Source organism: Pseudofrankia sp. EUN1h (assembly GCF_001854645.1).
Classification (GTDB): domain Bacteria; phylum Actinomycetota; class Actinomycetes; order Frankiales; family Frankiaceae; genus Pseudofrankia; species Pseudofrankia saprophytica.
This window is the reverse complement of the sequence record NZ_MBLN01000042.1, coordinates 39,918-61,271: the sequence shown is the minus strand read 5'-3', so window position 1 is coordinate 61,271 and position 21,354 is coordinate 39,918. Positions and strand designations below refer to the sequence as shown.

The window sequence follows — 21,354 nt, the reverse complement described above, 5'->3', positions numbered from 1 at the left end:
GGGGCGAAACTGGCGACCTCGACATCGAAGGTGGGCACACAATGCGAACGGTTGTGGTCGGCGCCTCCAGTGGGTTAGGACGTGCCATCGGCGTCGCCCTCGCCCAGCGCGGCCAGCAGGTCGCGCTGCTCGCCCGGCGCAAGGACCGGCTGGACGATGCGGTCGCGGAGGCCGGGCCCGGAGCGGTCGCGGTCTCCTGTGACGTCACGGACCAGACGTCCGTCAAGGCGGCGATCGAGGAGGCCGCGGCCGCGCTCGGCGGCATCGACTCGGTCGTCTACGCCACCGGCATCGGCGTCCTGCGGCGGCTGGTCGACCACGACACCGCCGACTGGCACCACGTGTTCGACACCAACGTCATCGGCGCGGCCCACATCACCGCCGCGGCGATCCCGTACCTGACGGAGACGAAGGGCGTCGTCGCCTACCTGTCGTCCATCGCCGGCTCGATCACCGAGCCGTGGCCAGGGCTCGGCTCGTACGCGGTCAGCAAGGCCGCGCTGGACAAGCTGATCGAGGCCTACCGGGTCGAGTACCCGACCATCGGCTTCACCCGGGTCACGGTCGGCAACTGCGTCGGCGGCGAGGGCGGCTCCAGCACCGAGTTCCCGTTCAGCTGGGACCCGCAGCTCGCCGGCGCGGTGCACCCGCTCTGGTTCCAGCGGGACTACGTGAACGCGGACTTCGTCCAGATCGAGGACCTGATCAACGTGGTGCACACCGTCGTCAGCAGCGGCGCCGCGCTCAAGTCGGTCGTCGTCGACGCGCGCCGCTCGCAGCCGCTCCCGATACACGTGCCCGCCCAGCCCGAGAGCTCCTGAGTCCCCGGCGCTCAGAACACCGCACGCGAACGGCCGCCAGGTTGAACCTGGCGGCCGTTCGCGTGTCCTGGCCCACGGGGGCGGCCAGGGTCAGGGGGCGGGAACCTCGATGACGACCGCGCTGGCCATGCCGCCACCCGCGCACATCGCGGACACGGCCTTGCCGCCGCCGCGCCGGCGCAGCTCGTGGGTCAGCGTGATGATCTGACGGGCACCCGTCATCGCGATCGGGTGGCCGAGGCTGCAGCCGCTGCCGAGGTAGTTGACGATCTCGTCGTCGATTCCCAGCAGCTGGCAGGCGGCGGCCGGGACCGACGCGAACGCCTCGTTGATCTCCCAGAGGGCGATGTCCTGGATGGACAGGCCGGCCCGGTCGAGCGCCTTCGGGATCGCCTTGACCGGCGCGAGACCAGTCTCGGCCGGCGGGACGCCGACCGACGCCCAGGACCGGATGATCGCGAGCGCCTCGAGCCCGTTCGCCTCGGCGAACTCACGCGAGGTGAGCACCACCGCGCCGGCGCCGTCGTTCGAGCCGGACGCGTTGCCGGCCGTGATGCTGAAGCCCTCGATCTCCGGGTGCAGCACCCTGAGCTTGGCGAGCCTCTCCATGCTCGTGTCCCGGCGCGGGTGCTCGTCGGTGTCGAAGGACAACGTCGTGCCGTCGCGGCGGGTCACCTCGACCGGGACGATCTCCTCCTTGAACGCGCCCGCGTCGATGCCCGCGACCGCGCGCTGGTGTGACCGCAGCGCCCAGGCGTCCAGGTCCTCACGGCTCAGGCCCGTCGCCACGGCGGCGTTCCAGCCGACCGTCACCGACATGTCGTAGTTCGGGGCCTCGGGCGTGTTGCGGTGGGTGGGCGAGTACCAGTCCTCGATGTCGTCCGTGCCCGGCTTGCGGCGCTTGGCGCGCGGCGACGTGGACGAGGAGTTCGTGCCGCCGGCGACGACCACCCGGTCCATGCCGGTCATGATCGAGGCGGCGGCGGTCTGGATCGCGGCCATCCCGGACGCGCAGTGCCGGTTGTGGGCGACGCCCGGCGCGTTCGTGAGGCCGGCCTCGATCGCCGCGTACCGGGCGATGTCGCCGCCGCCGTACAGGGCCTCGCCGAGGACGACGTCGTCGACGATCTCCGGGTCGATGCCGGCGCGGCGGACGGCCTCGCCGACCACGAGCGTCGCCAGCTCGAACGCGTCGACGTCGAGCAGGGAGCCCTTGATCGCGGTACCCACCGGCGTCCGGGCTGTCGAAACAATCACCGCTTCGTGCACGTCAACAGCGCTCCTTCTCAGGCATGGCGGAACGGGGGCCCACAGCGTCGGGTCAGGTTGGCGTGCGGCGGTGTGGGCCCATGCTTAGAAATTTTGACGTCGATGTCAAGACTTGCTCAGAGGCGGTGGCCGCCGCCCGGCGACGGCGCCATCGGACGGATCATGCTGTCCTGTACGAACGAGGCCACCAGCCCGCCGTCCGCCCGGAAGACGTCGCCACGGCCGTAGCCACGGCCCCGCCCGGCGTAGGGGCTGCGCTGCGCGAGCAGCAGCCAGTCGTCGGCGGGTACCGGCTCGTGGAACGTGATCGTGTGCGACAGCACGCTGGTCGAGATCGTGCGATGCGACTGCGCCTGCCCGACGCCGGGGTGCGGCCGCATGGCCGTCCCGATGAGAAAGCCGTCCGTGACGAACGCGAGCAGCGCCTGGCTGGACAGCGCGTCGCCCGGGGCGCCCGGCCAGCGCGTCCAGACGTCCAGCTCCGCCGGGCCGACAGCCTCCGGGTCGCTGATGTCGACGTCGCCGACGACCCGCACCTGCCAGGCGCCCGGCTCGCCGGACGAGACTTCCCCGTGGCCGGCGCCGACGGCCTCCCCCGGTTTCGGCGGCTCGTGCGCCGGCGCGGCGTCGGCGTGCCGGATGAAGTCGGGGTCGTCCGCCGAGAGCAGGACCAACGACTGGGCGATGACCTTGCCACCCTGGCTGATGCTCACCCCGCTGCTGGCCATGCTGCGCCCGGAGTGCAGGCGCGTCACGGCGACGTCGAGCGGGGTGTCCGGCCGGCCGGCGCGGGCGAAGACCGTGTGCAGGGTCTTGACCGTCTTTCCGTCCTGGCCGGCGAGCGCGGCCGCGATCGACTGGGYGAGCAGCTGCCCGCCGAAGACGACCGGGTTGGGTGAGGCGATGCTGCTCGCGGTGTAGCGGTCCTCGCCCGCCGGCTCTAACGCCAGCGAGCCGAGGACCGCGTCGACGGTGAACACGTACCGCCTACTTGGGTGGGAAGCGCAGCGCGCCGTCGAGCCGGATGTTCTCGCCGTTGAGGTACGGGTTGCGGGCGATGGACTCGACCAGCAGCGCGAACTCCTCCGGGCGGCCGAGCCGCTTCGGGAACTGGATGTCCTTGGTCAGCGCCTCCAGCATCTCCGGACGCACGCCCAGCATCTTCGGGGTGCCCATGGTGCCGGGGGCGATGGCGCACACCCGGACGCCGATCGGCGCGAGGTCGCGTGCCATCGGCAGCGTCATGCCGAGGATGGCGGCCTTGGCCGAGCCGTAGGAGATCTGGCCGGTCTGGCCCTCCAGGCCGGCGAGCGAGCCGACGTTGACGATCACGCCGCGCTGGCCCGACTCGTCCGGCTCGTTGTCGGCGAAGGCGCCCGCGGTGACCAGACGGCTCATGTTGAAGGTGCCGGTCGCGTTCATCGCCAGCGTCTCGATGAACGCCGCCTTGTCGTGGGGCTTGTTGCCCCGGCCGACGGTGCGCCCGCCGCCGACGCCGCCGCCGGCGACGTTCACGAGCAGCGACACGACGCCGAGCGCCTTGCCGGCCTCGATCGCGGCCTGCACGTCCTCGTCGACCGTCGTGTCGCCGCCGACGGCGGTGGCCTGTCCCTCGTCGAACTCCTTGGCGACCGCCTCCGCGGCGTCACCGAACTTGTCGAAGATCACGACCTTCATGCCAAGGCCGACGAGGTGGCGCACCGTCGCCGCGCCGAGACCGCCGCCACCGCCGGTCACGATCGCCACGCGTCCGTTCAGGTCCACGTTTCCAACCCTTCTAGGGAGCCAAGGGATGCCCGAAGAGGATCTTCCTTCGCGCACCCTGCGGCCACTGTCTCCGGAATTTGTTCTTTGCTCGACCCACAGACATTACTGACGCCGACGTCAATGTTGGTACACTCACGCCCCGTGACGGCCGGCGGATGTGACGTCCGCCACAGATGGGGAGCAACCACATGGCGATCTTCACAATGCGGTTCGACTTCCGCAACCCGGCCATCGCCGGGACATCCATGGCCGAGCGCTATGAGGCCGCGTTAGAGATGGCGGCGTGGGCCGACCGGCTGGGCTTCCACAGCGTAGGCCTCTCCGAGCATCATGGCGCCGACGACGGGTACCTGCCCAGCCCACTGACCATGGCGGCCGCCGTCGCCGCCAGGACCAGCAGGTTGAAGATCATGATCGCGGCGCTGATCGCGCCGTTCCACGACCCGCTGCGCCTCGCCGAGGACACCGCCGTCCTCGACCACCTCTCCAGGGGGCGGCTCGAGCTGGTGCTCGGCGGCGGCTACGTGCCCGCCGAGTTCGAGATGTTCGACGTCTCGCCCAAGGAGCGCGCCAGGCGGGTCACCGAGGTCATCCACACCCTGCGCCAGGCCTGGACCGGTGAGCCGTTCGAGTACCGCGGCCGCACGGTGCGGGTCACGCCGGCCGCCCTCTCTCCCGGCGGACCGACGATCACCATGGGCGGCAGTTCCGAGGGCGCGGCCCGGCGCGCGGCGCGCCTCGACATCGGCTTCACCCCGACCGACGCCGCCACCTGGGACCACTACCGCGACGAGCTGGTCACGCTCGGCCGCCCCGACCCGGGCCCCCGCCTCGGCGGCCGCACCGGCGCCTTCTTCCACCTGGCGCGGGACGTCGACGCCGGCTGGGAGCGGATCGCGCCGCACGCGCTGCACGAGTCGAACGCCTATGGCGCCTGGCTCACGTCCGGCGGCAGCGGCACCGCGACCGGCGTCTACGCCTCGGCCGAGTCGACCGAGGCGCTGCGGGCGACCGGCCAGTACCGGGTACTCACCCCGGCCCAGCTCGCCGAGGACCTGCGCGCGCAGGGCCCGTTCGCACTGTGCGTCGTCAATCCACTGATGGGCGGCATCCCGCCGGAGGTCGCCTGGGAGAGCTTGCGGCTGTTGGAGACCGAGGTCATCCCTAAGCTCTGAGGATGCGGCACTCTGTGCCATAGTGGTGTGGAGGGCGCTCCTCAGGGCAGTTCCGGCGCGCACCGGCCTGCCCTGGCCGATGGCCACTCGCCGACACCTGCCGGACGGCGGCCGCGTCGCCACGGGGCGCGCCGCCGTCAGCCGAATCCGGTTTGTCTCCCGAATGAAGGTCGCGGACGTGACGGAACTGTACTGGGACCCGTACGACACGGTGATCGACACCAACCCGTATCCGGTGTGGCACCGGATGCGCGACGAGGTGCCGGTGTACCACAACGAGAAGTTCGGTTTCTACGCCCTGTCCCGGTTCAAGGACGTCGACGACGCGAGCCTCGACCCGGCGACCTTCAGCTCCGCCTACGGCACGGTGCTCGAGATCATGGGCGACCAGCCCTACGACAACGGCATGATCATCTTCACGGACCCGCCGTCGCACACGATGATGCGCGTGCTGGTGTCCCGCGGCTTCACCCCGCGCCGGATCGCCGCGCTGGAGAGCCACATCCGCACGCTGTGCGCCCAGCTGCTCGACGAGCGGGTCGGCAGCGGCGGCTTCGACTTCGTCCAGGACTTCTCCGCGATCCTGCCCTCGATGGTCATCTCCGAGCTGATCGGCGTCGACCCGGCGGACCGCGAGGACGTCCGGAAGCTGATCGACACCACCTTCTACATCGACCCGGAGAAGGGGATGGTCAACGACATCTCCTTCGGGGCCCAGATCAAGCTGCACGAGATCTTCAGCGAGACGATCGAGGCCCGCCGCAAGGCGCCGCGCGATGACGTCATGACGGCGCTGACCGAGGCCGAGATCAAGACCGCCGACGGCACCCGCAAGCTGACCACCAAAGAGGCGACCGACTTCACCAACCTGCTCGTCTCCGCCGGCACCGAGACCGTCGCCCGCCTCCTCGGCTGGGCCTGCGCGCTGCTCGCCGAGCACCCCGACCAGCGCGCCGCGCTCGTCGCGGACCCGACGCTGCTCTCCGGCGCCGTCGAGGAGACGCTGCGGTACGAGGCCCCCTCCCCCGTGCAGGGCCGCACGACCACCCGCGAGCTGGAGATGCACGGGGTCACGATCCCGACGCATTCCAAGGTGCTGCTGCTGACCGCCGCGGCCAACCGGGACGAGCGCAAGTACCCCGACGCCGACACCTACGACATCCGGCGCAAGTTCGACAGCCACGTGAGCTTCGGGCACGGCCCGCACTTCTGCCTCGGCGCCTCGCTCGCGCGGATGGAGGGCCGGGTCGCGCTGGAGGAGGTCCTGAAGCGGTTCCCGACCTGGGAGATCGACCACGACAACGTGCACCGGCTGCACACCAGCACCGTGCGCGGCTACGAGAAGCTGCCGATCCTGCTCTGAGCCCCGCCAGGCGCGGCTGGTGGGCGGACCGTCTCGGGCTCGCCCACCGGCACCGCCGCCCCCCGACCCCGCCGCTCGTCAGCGTTGCCGAGCGGCGGCCCGGGGATCAGTCGGTTCCCGCGGGCTCCTCGCCCCGCGACGGTGGCGGCGCGGTGGCCACGCGGTCGGCACGGGTGCTGGGCGCGCTGATCACGAGAAACCGGACGTCGCCCGGCCCGCGGTTGAAGATCTGGTGAGGCATTCCGGGAGGTATCTCGACACCCCTGCCCGGGGCCAGCGCCACCTCGCCGTCGGCCGTTCGCATGACCGCCTCGCCTTCGAGCACGTAGAAGAACTGGCGCGCCTCGGCGTGGACATGCCATTCCTCCCCCGCGCCCGCCGGGACGCGCTCCTCCACGACGGACAGGCCAGGCTGGTCGACGAGGCGCCACCCGTCCGACACCTCGCCCCATACGTGGTGCGGGGCGCTGAGACGATCGACTGGCTCGGGCATGGCGACATTGTCCCAGCGGGCGATTGGGTCGGGCCTCCCAGCTGGAGATGATCTCCACAACGGTGGTGAGTGCCCGATGGCCTCCTTATACTGACGCCGATATCAAATTTGGAGAAAGGGGGCGGTCTTGACGCAACGCGTCGTCGCGGAAGGCCTGTTCGACTGGCCGTCGGACGAGCCCCGGCTCATCGGGTCGAAGTGTCAGGTCTGTGGCCTGATCGCGTTCCCCGCCTACCCGAACTGCCCGAAGTGTGGCTCCCTGGACGTCGCCGAGACCCGGCTGTCGACGCGGGGCACGCTGTGGACGTGGACCCGGCAGCGGTTCCAGCCGAAGAACCCGCCCTACCTCGGCACCGAGCCGGCGAAGGACTTCGTGGGCTACGGCGTCGGCTACATCGAGCTTCCGGAGGCCCKGGTCGAGGCCCGGCTCGCGGTGGGTGTCGACGAGCCGCTTCAGATCGGCCAGGAGATGGAGCTGACCGTCATCCCCTTCGCCGCGGACGCCGACGGCACCGAGGTGCTGACGTACGCCTTCCGTCMCGTCACCGGGTCCGTCGAGACCCAGTCCGTCGAGAAGAGCTGAGGCGGCCRCCATGGACGACGTCGCGATCATCGGTGTCGGCAGGACCCCGTTCGGCCGGTTCCCCGGCCAGTCCGCTATTCACCTCGGTGCGGCGGCGGTGCGCGCGGCGCTCGCCGACGCCGGTCTGGAATGGAAGCAGATCCAGTTCGGCTTCGCGGGCAGTTTCGAGGTCGACAACCCCGATGCGGTCGTCAACTTCCTCGGCCTGACCGGGATCCCGATCACGGACGTCTACAACGGCTGCGCGACGGCGGCGAGCGCGCTGACCCAGGCGGCGAACACGATCCGCCTCGGCGAGTACGACCTCGGTATCGCGATCGGCATGGACAAGCACCCGACCGGCGCCTTCGCCTCCTACTCGGAGGAGTACGGCCTGCCGGCCTGGTACGGCGAGACCGGCCTGTTCCTCACGCCCAAGTTCTTCGCCATGAAGATCCAGCGGTACATGTACGACCATGGCATCAGCCCGGCGACGCTGGCGAAGGTCGCGGCCAAGAACTACCGCAACGGCGCGATCAGCCCGGAGGCGTTCCGGCGCACCCCCATGAGCGAGGAGCAGATCCTCGGCGCGCGGATGGTGAACGACCCGCTGACGCAGTACATGTTCTGCTCGCCGGACGAGGGCGCGGCCGCCGTCATCCTGTGCAAGGCCAGCGTCGCGCACAAGTACACCAGCAACCCGATCTACCTGAAGGCCTCCGTCGTGCGGACCCGCAGGCTCGGCGCCTTCGAGGTCCACAGCCCGTGGCTACCGCTGGAACGGGACGAGGCACCCACCGTCTACGCCTCCCGGGCCGCCTACGAGATGGCCGGCATCGGGCCCGAGGACGTCGACGTCGCGCAGCTGCAGGACACCGACGCGGGCGCCGAGGTGATCCACCTCGCCGAGAACGGCCTGTGCAAGGACGGCGAGCAGGAACGCCTGTACGCCGAGGGCGCCACCGAGATCGGCGGCAGCCTCCCGGTCAACACCGACGGCGGCCTCATCGCCAACGGCGAGCCGATCGGCGCCTCCGGCCTCCGCCAGGTCTACGAACTGACCAGGCAGCTGCGCGGCACCGCGGGTGACCGACAGATCCCCGGCACCCCGCGCGTCGGCTACGGCCAGCTCTACGGCGCCCCCGGCACCGCCGGCGTCGCCATCCTCTCCCTTTGATCTCCCGCTGATCCGCTGATCTGTCGCTGATCTCTCGCTGAGCCGTCCCGGCCCGGGGTCCTCCCGGGCCGGGCAATCCCCGTCGCAGGGTCCGATCCGTTCGCACACACCAGTGGAGAGGTAATGGCGCCCGCCTTACGTGACGTCGACGAGGTCATCGGTGACTACACCGGCCGATCACGCGTCGTCCTGGAGTACTCGCGACTCATGAAGACGATGGTCGACGCGGCCAAGCAGCCCGGGTTCACCGTCGAGCGCTGGGCACCCGTCGCCGCACTGGTCGACGTGGCGGAGTTCGAGCGGGTCGGCAACTTCAAAGAGGTCATGAGTTGGCCCGAGTACGCCGCCTTCCTGACGACCTGGGCCAGCACCTCCGAGTGGGAGTGCTCGTTCCGGCGGATCACCGAGGCCGGTGGGGTCGTGCTCCTGGAGCTGGAGGAACGCAGCCGGGTCGGCGACCACACCAGCGTCGTCAACTCGGCCACGGTCTATGACTTCGACGAGGCCGGCAAGATCACTCACCTCTCCGTCTACCTCCAGATGGCCCTGCCGGACCCGGAGATGCTGGGAAGCTACGAGGGCATCGAGATCTCGGGATAGCCAGCCGCACCCGTGTCACGCTGCCGGCCGGCCGGCAGGTCCCGCCGGCGGGACCTGCCGGGCCTGCGGGCCTGCGGGACGTCGTCGGCTCGGCTCAGCCGCCGCGGGCGGAGACGAGAGCGCCTCGGTTGACCTTCATCGCCTCGCTGCGCGGGATGGCGTCGAGGAACTCGATCGTCTTGGGGACCTTGTACGCGGCCAGGCGGCTCTTCGCGTAGGCGATGATCTCGGCCTCGGTCGGCGGCGCCGCCCGGTCGGCGGGCTCGACGAGGGCGTGTACCCGCCGGCCCCACTCCTCGTCGCGCAGACCGATGACGACGACGTCGGCTATGGCCGGGTGGTCGACGAGCGCCGCCTCGACCTCGGCGGGGAACACGTTCGCACCCCCGGTGATGATCATGTCGACGCGCCGGTCGGCGAGGTAGAGGTAGCCGTCCTCGTCGAGGTGGCCCATGTCGCCGGCGGTGGCGAAGCCGTCCTCGGTGGTGCGCATCCGGGGAGCGGTGCCGAGGTAGTGGTAACCGCCGACGCTGTTGATGCCAGCGCCGCTACGCAGGTAGACGTCGCCGATCTCCCCGGTCGGCAGCTCGTTGCCGTCGGGGTCGAGGATCCGGACCTCGGTGCCGCGGATGCCGCGCCCGACGCTGCCCTGGTGACCCATCCACTCGTCGCCGAACAGCGCCGTGAAGCCGAGCCCCTCGGTCATCCCGTAGATCATGAAGATCTTCTCCGGGCCGATCAGCTTCGCCCACCGGTGCACCAGCGAAGGCGGCATCGGCGCCGCACCCTGCGTGATCCACTCGATGCTGGAGAAGTCGCGGGCGTCGACGCCGGGAAGGTCGGCGATCCGCTGAAGCATGGTGGGCGCCGCGGTGAACTGCGAGATCCGGTGGCGCTCGATCGCGTCGACGGCCGTGGCCGCGTCGAACTTCGTCAACACGATCAGCCGGTCGCCGGCGAGCAGGTTGTACAGCGTGGTGAACCCGTTGGCGTGGTACATCGGCGCCATCACCAGGACCGACTGGGTCGGGGCCACGGTCCGCCAGGTGGCGACCACCGGGATCGCCATCCGGGCGTCGTAGATCGCCGGTCGCTCGTTGACGATCACCTTCGGCAGGCCCGTCGACCCGCTGCTGCAGATGCCCTGCAGATGCGGAGCCGTGACCTCGGGCAGGTCCGGTACCGGGTCGCCCGCGGTGGCGTCGATCCAGTCGAGGTCCGCCGCGCTCAGGTGGACCTTGGGAGCGATGACCTTCAGGACGCGGGCGAGCTCCCAGTCCGGTACGTCCCAGCGCACCGGCACCGGCACGGCCCCGATCTTCCACGCCGCGAACGCCGCCACCACCATCTGCGGCGAGTTGCGCAGCCCGAGGCCGATGCGGTCCCCCACGCCGACGCCGCGCGCCGCGAACGCCCCGGCGATCTGGCTCGACCGCCGGTCCAGCCACTCCCAGGTGAACGACGACTCGGCGCCGTCGAGCGCGATGCACCACAGCGCCTCGTCCCGCGGCCGCTCGGCGCCGAGCTGGCGAATCCGGCCGCCGATGCTGACCGGGATGACCTCAGCGGCGGCCGTGGTCATGCGACGATGCCGCGCAGCTTGAGGTCCAGCACCGCCTCGAAGTCCAGGCCGAGCTCACCGAGGACCTCGTCGGCGTGCTCGTTGAAGTCGGGTGCTCGCCGCGTCGGCGCCGGCGCGCCGCCGAACTGCACCGGGACGGCGGTCATCTGGAACGGGGTGCCGGCCGCGTTCTCAAGGTCCTGGACGTAGCCGTTCGCCACGCTCTGCGGGTCGGTCGCGGCCTCCAGCGTGCTCTGGACGACCGTCCACTGCCCGGAGAAGTCCGCGAACCGCTCCCGCCATTCCTCGACCGGGCGGGTCGCGAACTCCGCGGCGAGGATCTCGCTCGCCTCCACCTTGTTCGCCATCAGGGACGCGTGGTCGGCGAAGCGCGGGTCGGTCGCGAGCTCGGGCCGTCCGAGCACGGCGCACRCCTCCGCCCAGTAGTGCCCCGCCTGCAGGCAGGAGAAGCCGAGCCAGCGCCCGTCCTTGGTCCGGTAGCTGCCGACCAGCGGGTTGCTGCGGTGTCCCGACGGCGGGCCCTGCCACGGCGTCTTCATGAGCAGCGACAGCGACAGCGCCTGGCCCATCGCCCACAGGCCGGAGCTCAGCAGCGAGACGTCCACGGTGGTCGCCTCGCCGGTGCGCTCCCGGTGGAACAGGGCGCCCATGATGCCGCCGGCGATGGTCATCGCCCCGATCGAGTCGCCGAAGCCGGGGCCGGGTGGGCCGACCAGGACGTCCGAGTCGGACGGGGTGGCGCCCATGGCGACGCCGGCACGCTGCCAGAAGGCGAGGAAGTCGTACGCGCCGCGGTCGGCCTCCGGACCGCGCTCGCCCTGGCCCGTGCCACTCGTGTAGATGATGTTCGGGTTCTGCGCGCGGATGTCGTCGAGCTCAATCTTCAGCTTCTTGCGGACCCGCGGCAGCTTGTTGGTGAGGAAGACGTCCGAGGTGGCGGCCAGCTTGTAGACGATGTCGAGGCCCTCGGGCGAGGTCAGGTCGAGCGCGAGGCTGCGCTTCCCCMGGTTCGAGTGCTCGAACAGCACGTGGACGTTCATGGGGATGCTGACCRTCCCCGAGGTGGCGAGGCCGCGCATCGCGTCGCCGCGCTCGACATGCTCGATCTTGATGACGTCGGCGCCCAGGTCCGCTAACAGCGCGGACGCCGCGGGAACGAACGTGTGCTCCGCGACCTCGAGGATCCGCACGCCCTGCATCACCGCGGTCATCCAGTGCCTCCAGTCGCACACGGCCGGCATCRCGCCGGCCGGAGTTCTAACATTTGCGTCAACTCATACTCCCGGGCCCGACCTGTGCCGCGCAAGCACAGCACCCGTCGCCCTTCAATTACTTACCGTGACGAACTCGACGTCACAGGGCCATCATCGGTCACGGAGGCGGGCTTGGAGGCCGGTTCAGGAAGCCGGCCCAGGAGCCGCCGACGGCGGGAAGGACTGGCCGGACATGGCCGCGAGCGCGTGGACGAGGGACTGGGTGCCGTCGCGGCCGCGGCCCTGACCCTGCAGGGCGACGTAGAGCTGGTTCGCGAGGGCGAGGCCCGGCAGGGCGAGGCGGGCACGCCGGGCCTCGGCGAGCGCGATGCCGAGGTCCTTGACGAAGTGATCGACGAAGAACCCGGGGGCGAAGTTGCCGGCGACGATCCTGGGCGCCAGGTTCGACAGCGACCAGCTGCCGGCCGCCCCGCCCGAGACGGACTCGAGTACCCGCTCCACGTCCAGGCCCGACCGGTAGGCGTAGAGCAGCGCCTCGGTCACGCCGACCATCGTGGACGCGATCAGGATCTGGTTGACCATCTTGGTGTGCTGCCCGGCGCCAGGCCCGCCCTGCCGGATGATCGACTTCCCCATCGCGTCCAGGCACGGGCGAACCGCGTCGACGACCTCCGCCGGACCGCCAATCATGATCGACAGGGTGGCGTTGCGGGCGCCGACGTCGCCACCGGAGACCGGCGCGTCCAGCGCGTGCACGCCGCGCGCCGCGGCCGCCTCGGCGACCTCGATGGCGAGCGCCGGCTCACTGGTCGTCATGTCCACCAGGACCGCGCCGGGCCGAGCGCCGGACAGCGCCCCGTCCGGCCCGAGCAGCACCTCGCGCACGTCCTCGGGGAAGCCGACCATCGAGAACACCACGTCGCTGGCCGCGGCGACCCCGGCCGGGGTGTCGGCCCAGCTGGCGCCCTCGTCCAGCAGCGCCTTGGCGCGGTCCCGCGTCCTGGTGGTCACCGTGAGCGGGTAGCCGGCACGCAGCAGGTGGCCGGCCATGGCGGCGCCCATGACGCCGGCGCCGATCCACCCGACGCGGGTCGACGACGGTGCGGCCGCCGCGGGCGGCGCGATGGCCGGCGCCTCGGCGGAGGACAGCGCCCCGGAGGAGGGTGCGGCGGAAGAGGACGAGGCGGAGGCAGACACGTCTCACCACCCTAATAGTCCGTGGCCAGAGAACCGCCGGACCGGAACCGCCCCCGACCGGAACCGCCTCGCGACCGGAACCGTCCCGCGGCGCGGGCGAGTCACCCATCCGGAACCGGACGTCGCCGACCTTAAATGAGTGTACGTTTACTTATCGGCTGCCGGGCGGGGGCGCCAGGCGCGCCTACCCGCCGGCACCGCGCCGGTATGCGACCAATCGGGGTGATCTGYCCAGCCCCATCGGCGGATCAGGCGACCGCGGTGGCGACTGTCACTACGGTGTTACAAGAGACAACTCCCAGTACTGCTACAGGAGCGGCTGGCATGCGTGACGCAGTGATCGTGGAGGCCGTCCGTACCCCGGTCGGCAAGCGCAACGGCGGACTCTCGAGCGTGCACCCGACCGACCTGTCGGCGCTCGTGCTCGCCGCCCTGGTGGAGCGGGCGGGCGTGGACCCGGCGCTGGTCGAGGACGTCGTGTGGGGCTGCGTCGGCCAGGTCGGCGAGCAGACCTTCGACATCGGCCGCAACGCGGCGCTGGCCGCCGGCTTCCCGGAGACCGTCACCGGCGTCACCGTCGACCGGCAGTGCGGCTCGTCCCAACAGGCCGTGCACTTCGCCGCCGCCGGGGTCGTCGCCGGCCACTACGACGTCGTCATCGCGGGCGGCGTCGAATCGATGTCCCGGGTGCCGATGGGCACCTCGCTGCTCGACAAGTCGCCCTTCGGGGAGCGCTACATGGCTCGCTACGACGGCGTCTTCCCGAACCAGGGCGTCGGCGCGGAGATGATCGCCGAACGCTGGGGCCTGTCGCGCGCCCAGTGCGACGAGTTCTCGATCGCCTCGCACGAGAAGGCGGCCGCCGCGCAGGACGACGGCCGTTTCGACGCGCAGATAGTGCCGGTGACGCTCGCGGACGGCACCGTCATCAGCCGGGACGAGGGCATCCGCCGCGGCGGCACCGTCGAGGGCCTGGCCAAGCTGAAGACCGTGTTCAAGCCGGCCGAGGAGGGCGGCGTGATCACCGCCGCCAACTCCTCGCAGATCTCCGACGGCTCGGCCGCCCTGTTGATCATGACCGGCGAGAAGGCCGCCGAGCTGGGGCTCACCCCCATCGCCCGGATCCACAGCGTCGCGCTCGCCGGCTCGGACCCGGTCATCATGCTGACCGCGCCGATCCCGGCGACCCAGAAGATCCTGGCGCGCTCGGGCCTGGGCCTCGGCGACATCGGCGCGTTCGAGGTGAACGAGGCGTTCGCCTCGGTCCCGCTCGCGTGGCTGGCCGACATCGGCGCCGACGCGAAGGCGCTGAACCCGAACGGCGGCGCGATCGCGCTCGGCCACCCGCTCGGCGGCTCCGGCGCCCGGATCATGACGACGCTGGTCAACCACATGCGGGACAACGGGATCCGCTACGGCCTGCAGACCATGTGCGAGGGCGGCGGCCAGGCCAACGCCACCATCCTCGAGCTGCTCTGACATTGGTTCGCTCCGTGCGGGCGGCGCGCTCCGGCCCCTTCCTTGCTTCGCTGCGGAAGGGACCTCCGCGCGCCGTCCTCCTCCGCTCACGGGCGCTCCGGCGACCTCCGCTGCGGCCCAACCCACTTCGCTGCGCTCATGGGCGGGGCCTCCGCGGAGGCGCGCCTCCGCGCCGCGTGGTCACCCGCCGCTGAACGTCAGCGAACCACAAGCAGCCCGATCCAGCCGACCCAGCGGGGGCACCTCGCTTCGCTCGCGAGCCGAACGATCCAGCAGGCCGGGGCAGAAGGGTGTCTCTGGTTCGCTCCGTGCGGGCGGCGTGCGGCGGAGGCGCGCCTCCGCGCCAGCCCGGTTGCGGCGCGCTTGAACGTTAGGAACTGGCCGCTGGTCGCTGGCCCGCCGGTCGATGGACCGATGGCTGAAGTCGCCTAGCGCTGTCGTCCGGGCGACTGCCGGCAAACCGGCCCCGCCGAGGCTTGACGAGGAAGTGATTGGGCACTAACTTCGAGCCATGGCTACGACGGGCACAAGGCAGACCGCGGACGAGCGCCGCACGTCGGTGCTCGCGGCGGCCGTGGCGGAGTTCGCCCGGGGCGGGCTGGAGGGAACGTCGACCGAAACGATCGCCGCGGCGGTCGGGATCTCCCAGCCGTACCTGTTCCGGTTGTTCGGCTCGAAGAAGGGCCTGTTCCTGGCGGCGGTGAAGGAGACATTCGCCCGGACGGTCGCCACATTCGAGAACGCGGTGGGCGAGCGGACCGGAGACGAGGCCCTGACCGCCATGGCCGAGGCCTACAACGGCCTGTTGGCCGAGCCCAGCTATCTGCTGATGCAGATGCAGGCCTACGCGGCCTGCGGCGACCCCGACATCCGGGCCGCGACCCGGCGAGGGTTCCGTGACCTGTGGTACACCGTCGAGCGCCTTGCCGGCATGGACGTCAACGTGCTGCGCGCGTTCTTCGCCATGGGGATGCTCTGCAACGTCTCCGCGGCCATGGACCTGCCGGCCGTCGACGAGCGCTGGGCTCAGATCATCTGTCCTCCCGACGGGCCAGGCCCGGGCATGAAGGCCACCAAGGAAGCCCTCGGCAAGGGCTTCATGGGCGCGACCACCGAGCCGGATGCCGATGTCGATGCGAACTGAACATCTGGATCATTCCCCGCCGGAGTAGGAAGCGGCCGGTCGCTTCCGGGCATGGACCGACAGCCACCACCCGGGCCCACTCTCGTCCGGGCTCTGTCGCCACCCGCACCTTCGCTGAACAGCCTGCGCTTTTTGTACCCGCACAAGCTAGTGGTCAGTCACTACCTCGAAGGGAAACCGATGACCACCGACCGGAGCCGCCTCACCTGGACCTTCGTGGTCACGTGCATCGCGGCGTTCATGACCTCCCTGGACAACCTGGTGGTCACGATGGCGCTGCCGTCGATCCGTGAGGGCCTGCACGCCAGCCTGGCTGAACTGGAATGGACGGTGAACGCCTACACCCTGACGTTCGCCGTCCTGCTGCTGCCCGCGGCGGCGCTGGGCGACCGCCTCGGCCGGCGCCGCGTCTTCGCCGCCGGCCTGGCCATCTTCACGGTGGCCAGCGCGGGCGCCGCGTTGGCGCCCAGCGTCGGTGCGCTCATCGCGGCCAGGGCCGTGCAGGGCGTGGGCGGGGCGATCGTGCTGCCCCTGTCGATGACCCTGCTGTCGGCCGCGGTCCCCCCGGCACGCCGGGGCGCCGCGCTCGGCGTCTGGGGCGCCGTGTCCGGCCTGGCCATCGCGTTGGGACCGCTCGTCGGCGGGGCCATCACGCAGGGCGCCGCCTGGCAGTGGATCTTCTGGCTGAACGTCCCGCTCGGCCTCGCCGCGATCCCGCTGGCGTTCGCTCGCCTCACCGAGAGCCGCGAGGCCTCCAGCCGGCTGGACATCGTCGGCACCGTCCTGGTCAGCCTGGGGCTGTTCGGGATCGTCCTCGGCCTGGTCCGCGGCCAGGACCACGGCTGGACCAGCACCGGCGTCCTCGGCGCCATCATCGCCGGCGCGGCGGGGCTCGCCGCCTTCGTCGCCTGGGAGCTGCGGTCCGAGCGGGCCGGACGCGCCCCGATGCTGCCGCTGAGCCTGTTCCGCCGGCGCGGGTTCGCCGCGGTCAACGCCGTCTCGGTCTTCTTCTCCTTCGGGATGTTCGGCTCGATCTTCCTGATCTCCCAGTACCTGCAGAACGTCATGGGCTACTCGCCCCTGGGCGCCGGGCTGCGTACCCTGCCCTGGACCGCGATGCCACTGATCGTGGCGCCGATCGCCGGCCCGCTGTCCGACCGCATCGGCGGGCGCCCGCTGATGATCGCCGGACTGACCATGATGACCGGCGGGCTGCTCTGGATGCGCGCCGACCTGGCCCCCGACGCGACGTTCCTGGCCCTGGTGCCCGCCTTCGTCATCGCCGGCATCGGCATGGCCCTGTTCTTCGTCCCGGTCGCCAACGTGGTCATGGGGTCCGTGCCGCCCGAGTACGAGGGGGTCGCGTCCGGGACCAACAACGCGGTCCGCGAGGTCGGCGGGGTGTTCGGCATCGGGGTCCTGGCCTCGGTGTTCGCCGCGGCCGGGGGCTACACCAGCGCCATCGACTTCACCCACGGGCTGCACCTCGCCCTCCTCGTCGGCGCGGCCGTGACGGGCGCCGGAGCGCTCGGTTCCCTGCTCGTGCCCCGGCGCCGAGCGGACACCGTCACCGAGCTCACCGACGACTACGCCGTCGAGCCCGCGTCGGCCCTCGGCCTCGGCCTCGACCTCGAGCCCGCCAAGTCCTGACCGTCCCGCCGCGGAGGTGCTTCGGCCCCTTCGAAGAGCGGCCGGGCGACGGACGGCGAGAGCCGATCGTTCCCACGTCCGGTACAGATCCCGAGAAGGTCAGAGCCCCGTACCCGGCAAGCAGATCCGGGACGGGGCTCTGACCTGTCTCACCAGGCGCGCCCCGGGGCACGCGACAGCCAGTCGGGAATGGCGCGCGGGTGGCGGGCCGTGGGCCGACTCGACGACGTGGTCGTCGACGCTCACCATGACTAGGTCTGCGACGTCCACGGGACACCTTCCTTCTCACCGATGAGGTCGATCACAAGCCGCCGGCCGAGCTCGGAGGACTCGATGTCCGGCGAGTTGGCGTCTAGGGACTGGGCCCAGACACTCGCGGCGCGGGCGCTGTCCTCGGCCTCGAACGCGGCGACCAGTTCCGGGAAGAGCGCGACCAGGCGATGCGTCTCCGCGAGCCACGCAGGGTCGGTCGCGGCGCCGGCCGTGGGGTTCGCCTGGGCGTCCAGGCGGACCCACTGCAGGACCTCGCCGATGACGGCGAGCGCCGGATTCTGGGTGGCCCCGAAGATGATCTGGCGCGCCGTCGTCCAGGCCTCCGACAGGTCGGAGGCGTCCCTCGGCGGTGCCGTCAGGCCCGCGGCGAGCGACCGCAGCGTGGCCAGCGACGCTGGATCCATCCTCGCCGCCGCCAGCTCGATCATGGAAGGCTCGATCATCGCGACGGCGCGGAAGAAGTCTCCCATCGTGGCGTGCCGGGCCTGCATGACAGTGCTGGCCAGCTGCACCGCCACCCGCGGCGACGGATGCCGGACCTGGGGCCCGTTGCGGTCGCCGGCACGCAGGTCGACGAGGAACTCCATTTCCAGGATCCGTAGCGCCTCCCGCAACGTCGGCCGCGAGACCCCGAACTGCGCGGCCAGGTCCGGCAGGCCCGGCAGCCTGTCCCCGTCTCCCAGACGCCCCTCGGCGATGCGGGCCCTGATCTCGTCCGCGACCGTCGCGGCCAACCGGTTCGGCTGCCCCGGTGGGGGATACTGCCCCGGCGCGGCGGGGGCGTTCCGCGGCCGCCACAGTGGCACGACGTCGATCGGCTGGCGGCTGCGCCCCCGGTCGACGAGGAGCGGGCTGGTGACGGCCAGGTAGCCGGCCCATGCCCTTCTCGCCTTCGACCCGTCGCGCCGCAGGGCGGCGTCCAGGAACGCGCTGTGGCACTCGGCGACCGTCCGAGCGATCTGCTCCGCCGACGCCGGGCCAGAGGGGGCGACGGCCGCGTACACCTGTCCCGCGTAGACATCGCGGAAGATTCCGGCGACGAGCCCGACCGACCGGTTGCCAGACCGCTCGGTGACCGCGGTGTCGAACCCCGCCGCGGCCATGACGAACGTCAGCGGATCATCCTCGGCCGCCCGTTCCTGGTCGTGAAGCCGCCCGAGAACGTGCAGGTCCGCGGCGGAGCAGCGAACCGCGAACCGCTCGGCGAGTGGCGGCTCGAGGACCGCCCGGGCATCCTCCAGATCCGCCAGCGTCGTTCCCCGCAGCTGCAGAAGAAGCGCGAGGTAGCGGCCGATCGAGGCGACTCCGGGACGGCGGACGACGGCACCGCCACCGCGACCGCGCCGGACCTCGACCAGCGACTGCGACTCGAGAACCCGCAGCGCCTCACGCACGGTTTCCCGCGACACGTCGAAGGTGGCGGTGAGCTCCGCCTCGGTCGCCAGTTGTTGGTCGGCGACGAGCTCACCGGACAGGATCTGCCGCCGCAGCTCCATCGCGACGAGGTGCGAGACCTTCGCCTCGCGCGGCGCCCGTGCCGACCTGTCCGCGCCTGCCGAGCCGACGTCGGCCGGTTGGGCGATCATGCGATCAGTACCATCGCGCCGCACCGCCGCCGCGCCGCGGCACCGTCCCAGTAGAGGCGTGAGATGTCGTCCGGCCACGGCCACGGCCGCTGGTCTGTCACCGCGAGGCCTCCACGCCTGTCCGCCCATCTGTCCGCCGACGGCAGCAGACAACCGCAGACGAGACACCTCGTCAACTGTTTACCGCTCGCGGAGCGACCCAGGTCGTCAGCGCGAACGGGAAGTTGACGCTTGACGGCCAGCCTCGTCAGATGTTTATGTATGCCATCCGAGATCGACACCGAGAGCACACGGTGGTCGAGATGACGTTCGGCAAGATCCGAAACGTCCGGCGAGGCCGCCCTGCTTCCGGTCTGACTCGGCCGGTCAGGGCAGCCGGGCCCTGCCCCGACCCACGCCTGGGTATCCGCCGCGCCGCCTGGCATTGACGCGTTCACCGCGGGCGCCCTGAGGCGCGAAGGAGGAGCATTTTCGCATCTCCTTTGGCCTTCTGGGCGCTGCTCGAACCCGCCGTTCCCACCCGCCTGGTGAGACACAAACGCCGCACCCTTCGATCACCTGTGGAAGGTCGATATGTCGTACAGCGATCGGGCGCCCGCCGACGAGGAGCGCCGTCGGCTCATGCACCAGCGATCAGCGTGCCCTCGGGATTACTTCGCCGAGCTGCGGGCCCACGGGCCGACGGCGCCGCTGCTCGAGAACGACACCATCACCTGTTTACTCAATCGTCGCGACGTCGAGGACGCGCTGAAGAACTGGCAGGACTTCACGTCCGACTTCGGCGGGGTCATGGGGAGCGAGGAGCCGCTCATCCCCCTCAATGTCGACCCGCCGCTGCACGCGAAGTACCGCCGACTGCTCGACCCCTACTTCGGCCCGCGCAGGATGAAGGCTCTGCAGCCCGCGGTCGAGAAGCACACGAACGACCTGATCGACGCCTTCATCGGCCACGGCGGCTGCGACTTCTCCCAGCAGGTCGCGGTACCGCTGCCGTGCTCGACGTTCCTGAGCCTCTTCGGCCTGCCGCTGGAAGAGCGCGACGCGCTGGTGCGGTGGAAGGACATCATGATCCGCCCGGACGTCGTCGCCGAGGATCCGAGCCAGGCGCAGCAGCTCCAGCTCGAAACGGCCATGGAGATCTACGGCCGGTTCACCGAGGAGATGGCCGACCGTCGCGGGAACCCGCGTGACGACCTGATCACCTATCTCACGCAGGTGGAGGTCGAGGGGCAGAGACTCACCGACAGCGAGATAGTGCGCATCTGCTTCCTGCAACTGTCCGCCGGGCTGGACACCGTGACCATCTCCCTCGAGTGCATCTTCGCCTTCCTCGCCGCCCACGACGACGCGCGCAGGATGCTGGTCGAACAGCCAGGCTCGGAGGTCGACCTCATCGAGGAGCTCCTGCGCTGGGAGACGCCGGTGCAGGCGGTCGGGCGCCAGGCCACCCGGGACATCACGCTCCGGGACGGCACCGTGATCCCCAAGGGGACGGACGTCAACCTCATGCTCGCCTCCGCCAACGTCGACCCGGACGGCCTGGCGGGCGCCGACGAGGTGGACGTGCGGCGCGGCGAGATGCGCAGCTTCGCGTTCGGTGGCGGACCGCACCGCTGCCTCGGATCGAACCTGGCGCGCATGGAGCTGCGCACCGTGGTGCGGGTCTGGCACGACCGAATCCCTGAATACTCCTTGCAGCCGGGCACGGACGTGGAATGGAACAGCTCGCTCTTACGCGGCGTCGACCACCTGCGGCTCGCCTGGCCGGCCGGAGCGGCCGCATGAAGATCTGCATCGACTCCGACCTCTGCGCCGGGCACGCCCGCTGCTGGGAGACCGCGCCCGATCTTGTCGTCGACGACGAGGACGGACGCGGCGTCGTGCGCGCCCCCGGCGCCGACATTCCACCGGAACTCGAGGCGCAGGCCCGCAAGGCAGCCAGCGTGTGCCCGGAAGGCGCGGTCGTCCTCTCGGACTGAGAACTGGGACATCAATAGCCGGC

At 71.0% G+C, this 21,354-nt stretch carries 18 protein-coding genes and 1 pseudogene; 11 read left to right on the top strand and 8 right to left on the bottom strand.

All coding sequences use genetic code 11. From position 1 onward, the window contains the following. The first annotated feature begins 41 nt into the window (after positions 1-41). Entirely contained in the window at positions 42-821 is a 780-nt protein-coding gene (locus BCD49_RS09490; protein WP_007508111.1) for an SDR family oxidoreductase, read from the top strand. Between the two features lie 90 nt (positions 822-911). Here the strand turns inward: BCD49_RS09490 and BCD49_RS09485 are convergent, their stop codons facing one another. The 3 genes from BCD49_RS09485 to BCD49_RS09475 form a co-directional block, all read right to left on the bottom strand. After that, complete coding sequence (locus BCD49_RS09485; RefSeq protein ID WP_007508113.1) at positions 912-2,090, bottom strand: thiolase family protein; 1,179 nt, start codon at positions 2,088-2,090, stop codon at positions 912-914. A 116-nt stretch (positions 2,091-2,206) separates the two neighbouring features. Continuing rightward, positions 2,207-3,070 carry an acyl-CoA thioesterase gene (locus tag BCD49_RS09480; protein WP_071041401.1) on the bottom strand — a complete coding sequence of 288 codons (864 nt, stop codon included), beginning with the start codon at positions 3,068-3,070 and terminating at the stop codon, positions 2,207-2,209. Between the two features lie 7 nt (positions 3,071-3,077). After that, positions 3,078-3,854, bottom strand: a complete 777-nt coding sequence (locus BCD49_RS09475; RefSeq protein ID WP_007508117.1) for an SDR family NAD(P)-dependent oxidoreductase — start codon at positions 3,852-3,854, stop codon at positions 3,078-3,080. A 191-nt stretch (positions 3,855-4,045) separates the two neighbouring features. On the opposite strand from BCD49_RS09475, the gene BCD49_RS09470 reads away from it, so the two are divergent. Together BCD49_RS09470 and BCD49_RS09465 are read left to right on the top strand one after the other, a co-directional pair. Next, positions 4,046-5,032, top strand: coding sequence for an LLM class flavin-dependent oxidoreductase (locus tag BCD49_RS09470; RefSeq protein WP_007508119.1), 987 nt, complete (start codon positions 4,046-4,048; stop codon positions 5,030-5,032). Positions 5,033-5,210: 178 nt separating this feature from the next. Next, positions 5,211-6,395, top strand: a complete 1,185-nt coding sequence (locus tag BCD49_RS09465; RefSeq protein WP_027141104.1) for a cytochrome P450 — start codon at positions 5,211-5,213, stop codon at positions 6,393-6,395. Positions 6,396-6,501: 106 nt separating this feature from the next. On the opposite strand, the gene BCD49_RS09460 is transcribed toward BCD49_RS09465, so the two are convergent. Continuing rightward, a complete protein-coding gene (locus BCD49_RS09460) occupies positions 6,502-6,888 on the bottom strand; it encodes a cupin domain-containing protein (RefSeq protein WP_007508122.1) in 387 nt (128 codons plus the stop codon). Between the two features lie 127 nt (positions 6,889-7,015). Between BCD49_RS09460 and BCD49_RS09455 the strand changes: the two genes are divergently transcribed. From BCD49_RS09455 to BCD49_RS09445, 3 genes are all read left to right on the top strand, one after another. Continuing rightward, on the top strand, positions 7,016-7,471 hold the full coding sequence (locus BCD49_RS09455) for a Zn-ribbon domain-containing OB-fold protein (RefSeq protein ID WP_083401365.1): 456 nt from the start codon (positions 7,016-7,018) through the stop codon (positions 7,469-7,471). Positions 7,472-7,481: 10 nt separating this feature from the next. After that, the gene (locus BCD49_RS09450) at positions 7,482-8,627 is read left to right on the top strand and encodes a thiolase family protein (RefSeq protein WP_007508127.1); all 1,146 of its coding nucleotides are present in this window, start codon (positions 7,482-7,484) and stop codon (positions 8,625-8,627) included. Positions 8,628-8,750: 123 nt separating this feature from the next. Beyond that, positions 8,751-9,227, top strand: a complete 477-nt coding sequence (locus BCD49_RS09445; RefSeq protein WP_007508129.1) for a hypothetical protein — start codon at positions 8,751-8,753, stop codon at positions 9,225-9,227. 15 nt (positions 9,228-9,242) lie between these two features. Here the strand turns inward: BCD49_RS09445 and BCD49_RS09440 are convergent. The 3 genes and pseudogenes from BCD49_RS09440 to BCD49_RS09430 all read right to left on the bottom strand — a co-directional run bounded on the left by BCD49_RS09440 (position 9,243) and on the right by BCD49_RS09430 (position 13,172). Beyond that, positions 9,243-10,809 (bottom strand): annotated as a pseudogene (locus BCD49_RS09440) (class I adenylate-forming enzyme family protein). Continuing rightward, complete coding sequence (locus BCD49_RS09435; protein ID WP_071041441.1) at positions 10,806-12,020, bottom strand: CaiB/BaiF CoA transferase family protein; 1,215 nt, start codon at positions 12,018-12,020, stop codon at positions 10,806-10,808. Before BCD49_RS09435 ends, BCD49_RS09440 begins: the two are co-directional and overlap by 4 nt. 186 nt (positions 12,021-12,206) lie before the next feature. Continuing rightward, positions 12,207-13,172 carry an NAD(P)-dependent oxidoreductase gene (locus tag BCD49_RS09430; protein WP_106410558.1) on the bottom strand — a complete coding sequence of 322 codons (966 nt, stop codon included), beginning with the start codon at positions 13,170-13,172 and terminating at the stop codon, positions 12,207-12,209. A gap of 372 nt (positions 13,173-13,544) precedes the next feature. Here BCD49_RS09430 and BCD49_RS09420 point away from each other — a divergent pair, with 372 nt between their 5' ends. The 3 genes from BCD49_RS09420 (at position 13,545) to BCD49_RS09410 (ending at position 17,493) form a co-directional block, all read left to right on the top strand. Further along, a complete protein-coding gene (locus BCD49_RS09420) occupies positions 13,545-14,699 on the top strand; it encodes a thiolase family protein (protein ID WP_007508137.1) in 1,155 nt (384 codons plus the stop codon). 511 nt (positions 14,700-15,210) lie between these two features. Further along, entirely contained in the window at positions 15,211-15,843 is a 633-nt protein-coding gene (locus BCD49_RS09415) for a TetR/AcrR family transcriptional regulator (protein ID WP_007508139.1), read from the top strand. A 51-nt stretch (positions 15,844-15,894) separates the two neighbouring features. Continuing rightward, the gene (locus tag BCD49_RS09410) at positions 15,895-17,493 is read left to right on the top strand and encodes a DHA2 family efflux MFS transporter permease subunit (protein WP_007508140.1); all 1,599 of its coding nucleotides are present in this window, start codon (positions 15,895-15,897) and stop codon (positions 17,491-17,493) included. A 251-nt stretch (positions 17,494-17,744) separates the two neighbouring features. Here the strand turns inward: BCD49_RS09410 and BCD49_RS09405 are convergent, their stop codons facing one another. Next, positions 17,745-19,352 (bottom strand): FadR/GntR family transcriptional regulator, encoded by a 1,608-nt coding sequence (locus BCD49_RS09405; protein ID WP_007508142.1) that lies wholly within the window; start codon positions 19,350-19,352, stop codon positions 17,745-17,747. A 573-nt stretch (positions 19,353-19,925) separates the two neighbouring features. Between BCD49_RS09405 and BCD49_RS09400 the strand changes: the two genes are divergently transcribed. Both BCD49_RS09400 and BCD49_RS09395 read left to right on the top strand, forming a co-directional pair. Then, a complete protein-coding gene (locus BCD49_RS09400; protein ID WP_051466421.1) occupies positions 19,926-21,137 on the top strand; it encodes a cytochrome P450 in 1,212 nt (403 codons plus the stop codon). Then, the gene (locus tag BCD49_RS09395) at positions 21,134-21,331 is read left to right on the top strand and encodes a ferredoxin (RefSeq protein ID WP_007508146.1); all 198 of its coding nucleotides are present in this window, start codon (positions 21,134-21,136) and stop codon (positions 21,329-21,331) included. The genes BCD49_RS09400 and BCD49_RS09395 overlap by 4 nt, the downstream gene beginning before the upstream one ends. The last annotated feature ends 23 nt before the right edge of the window (positions 21,332-21,354 follow it).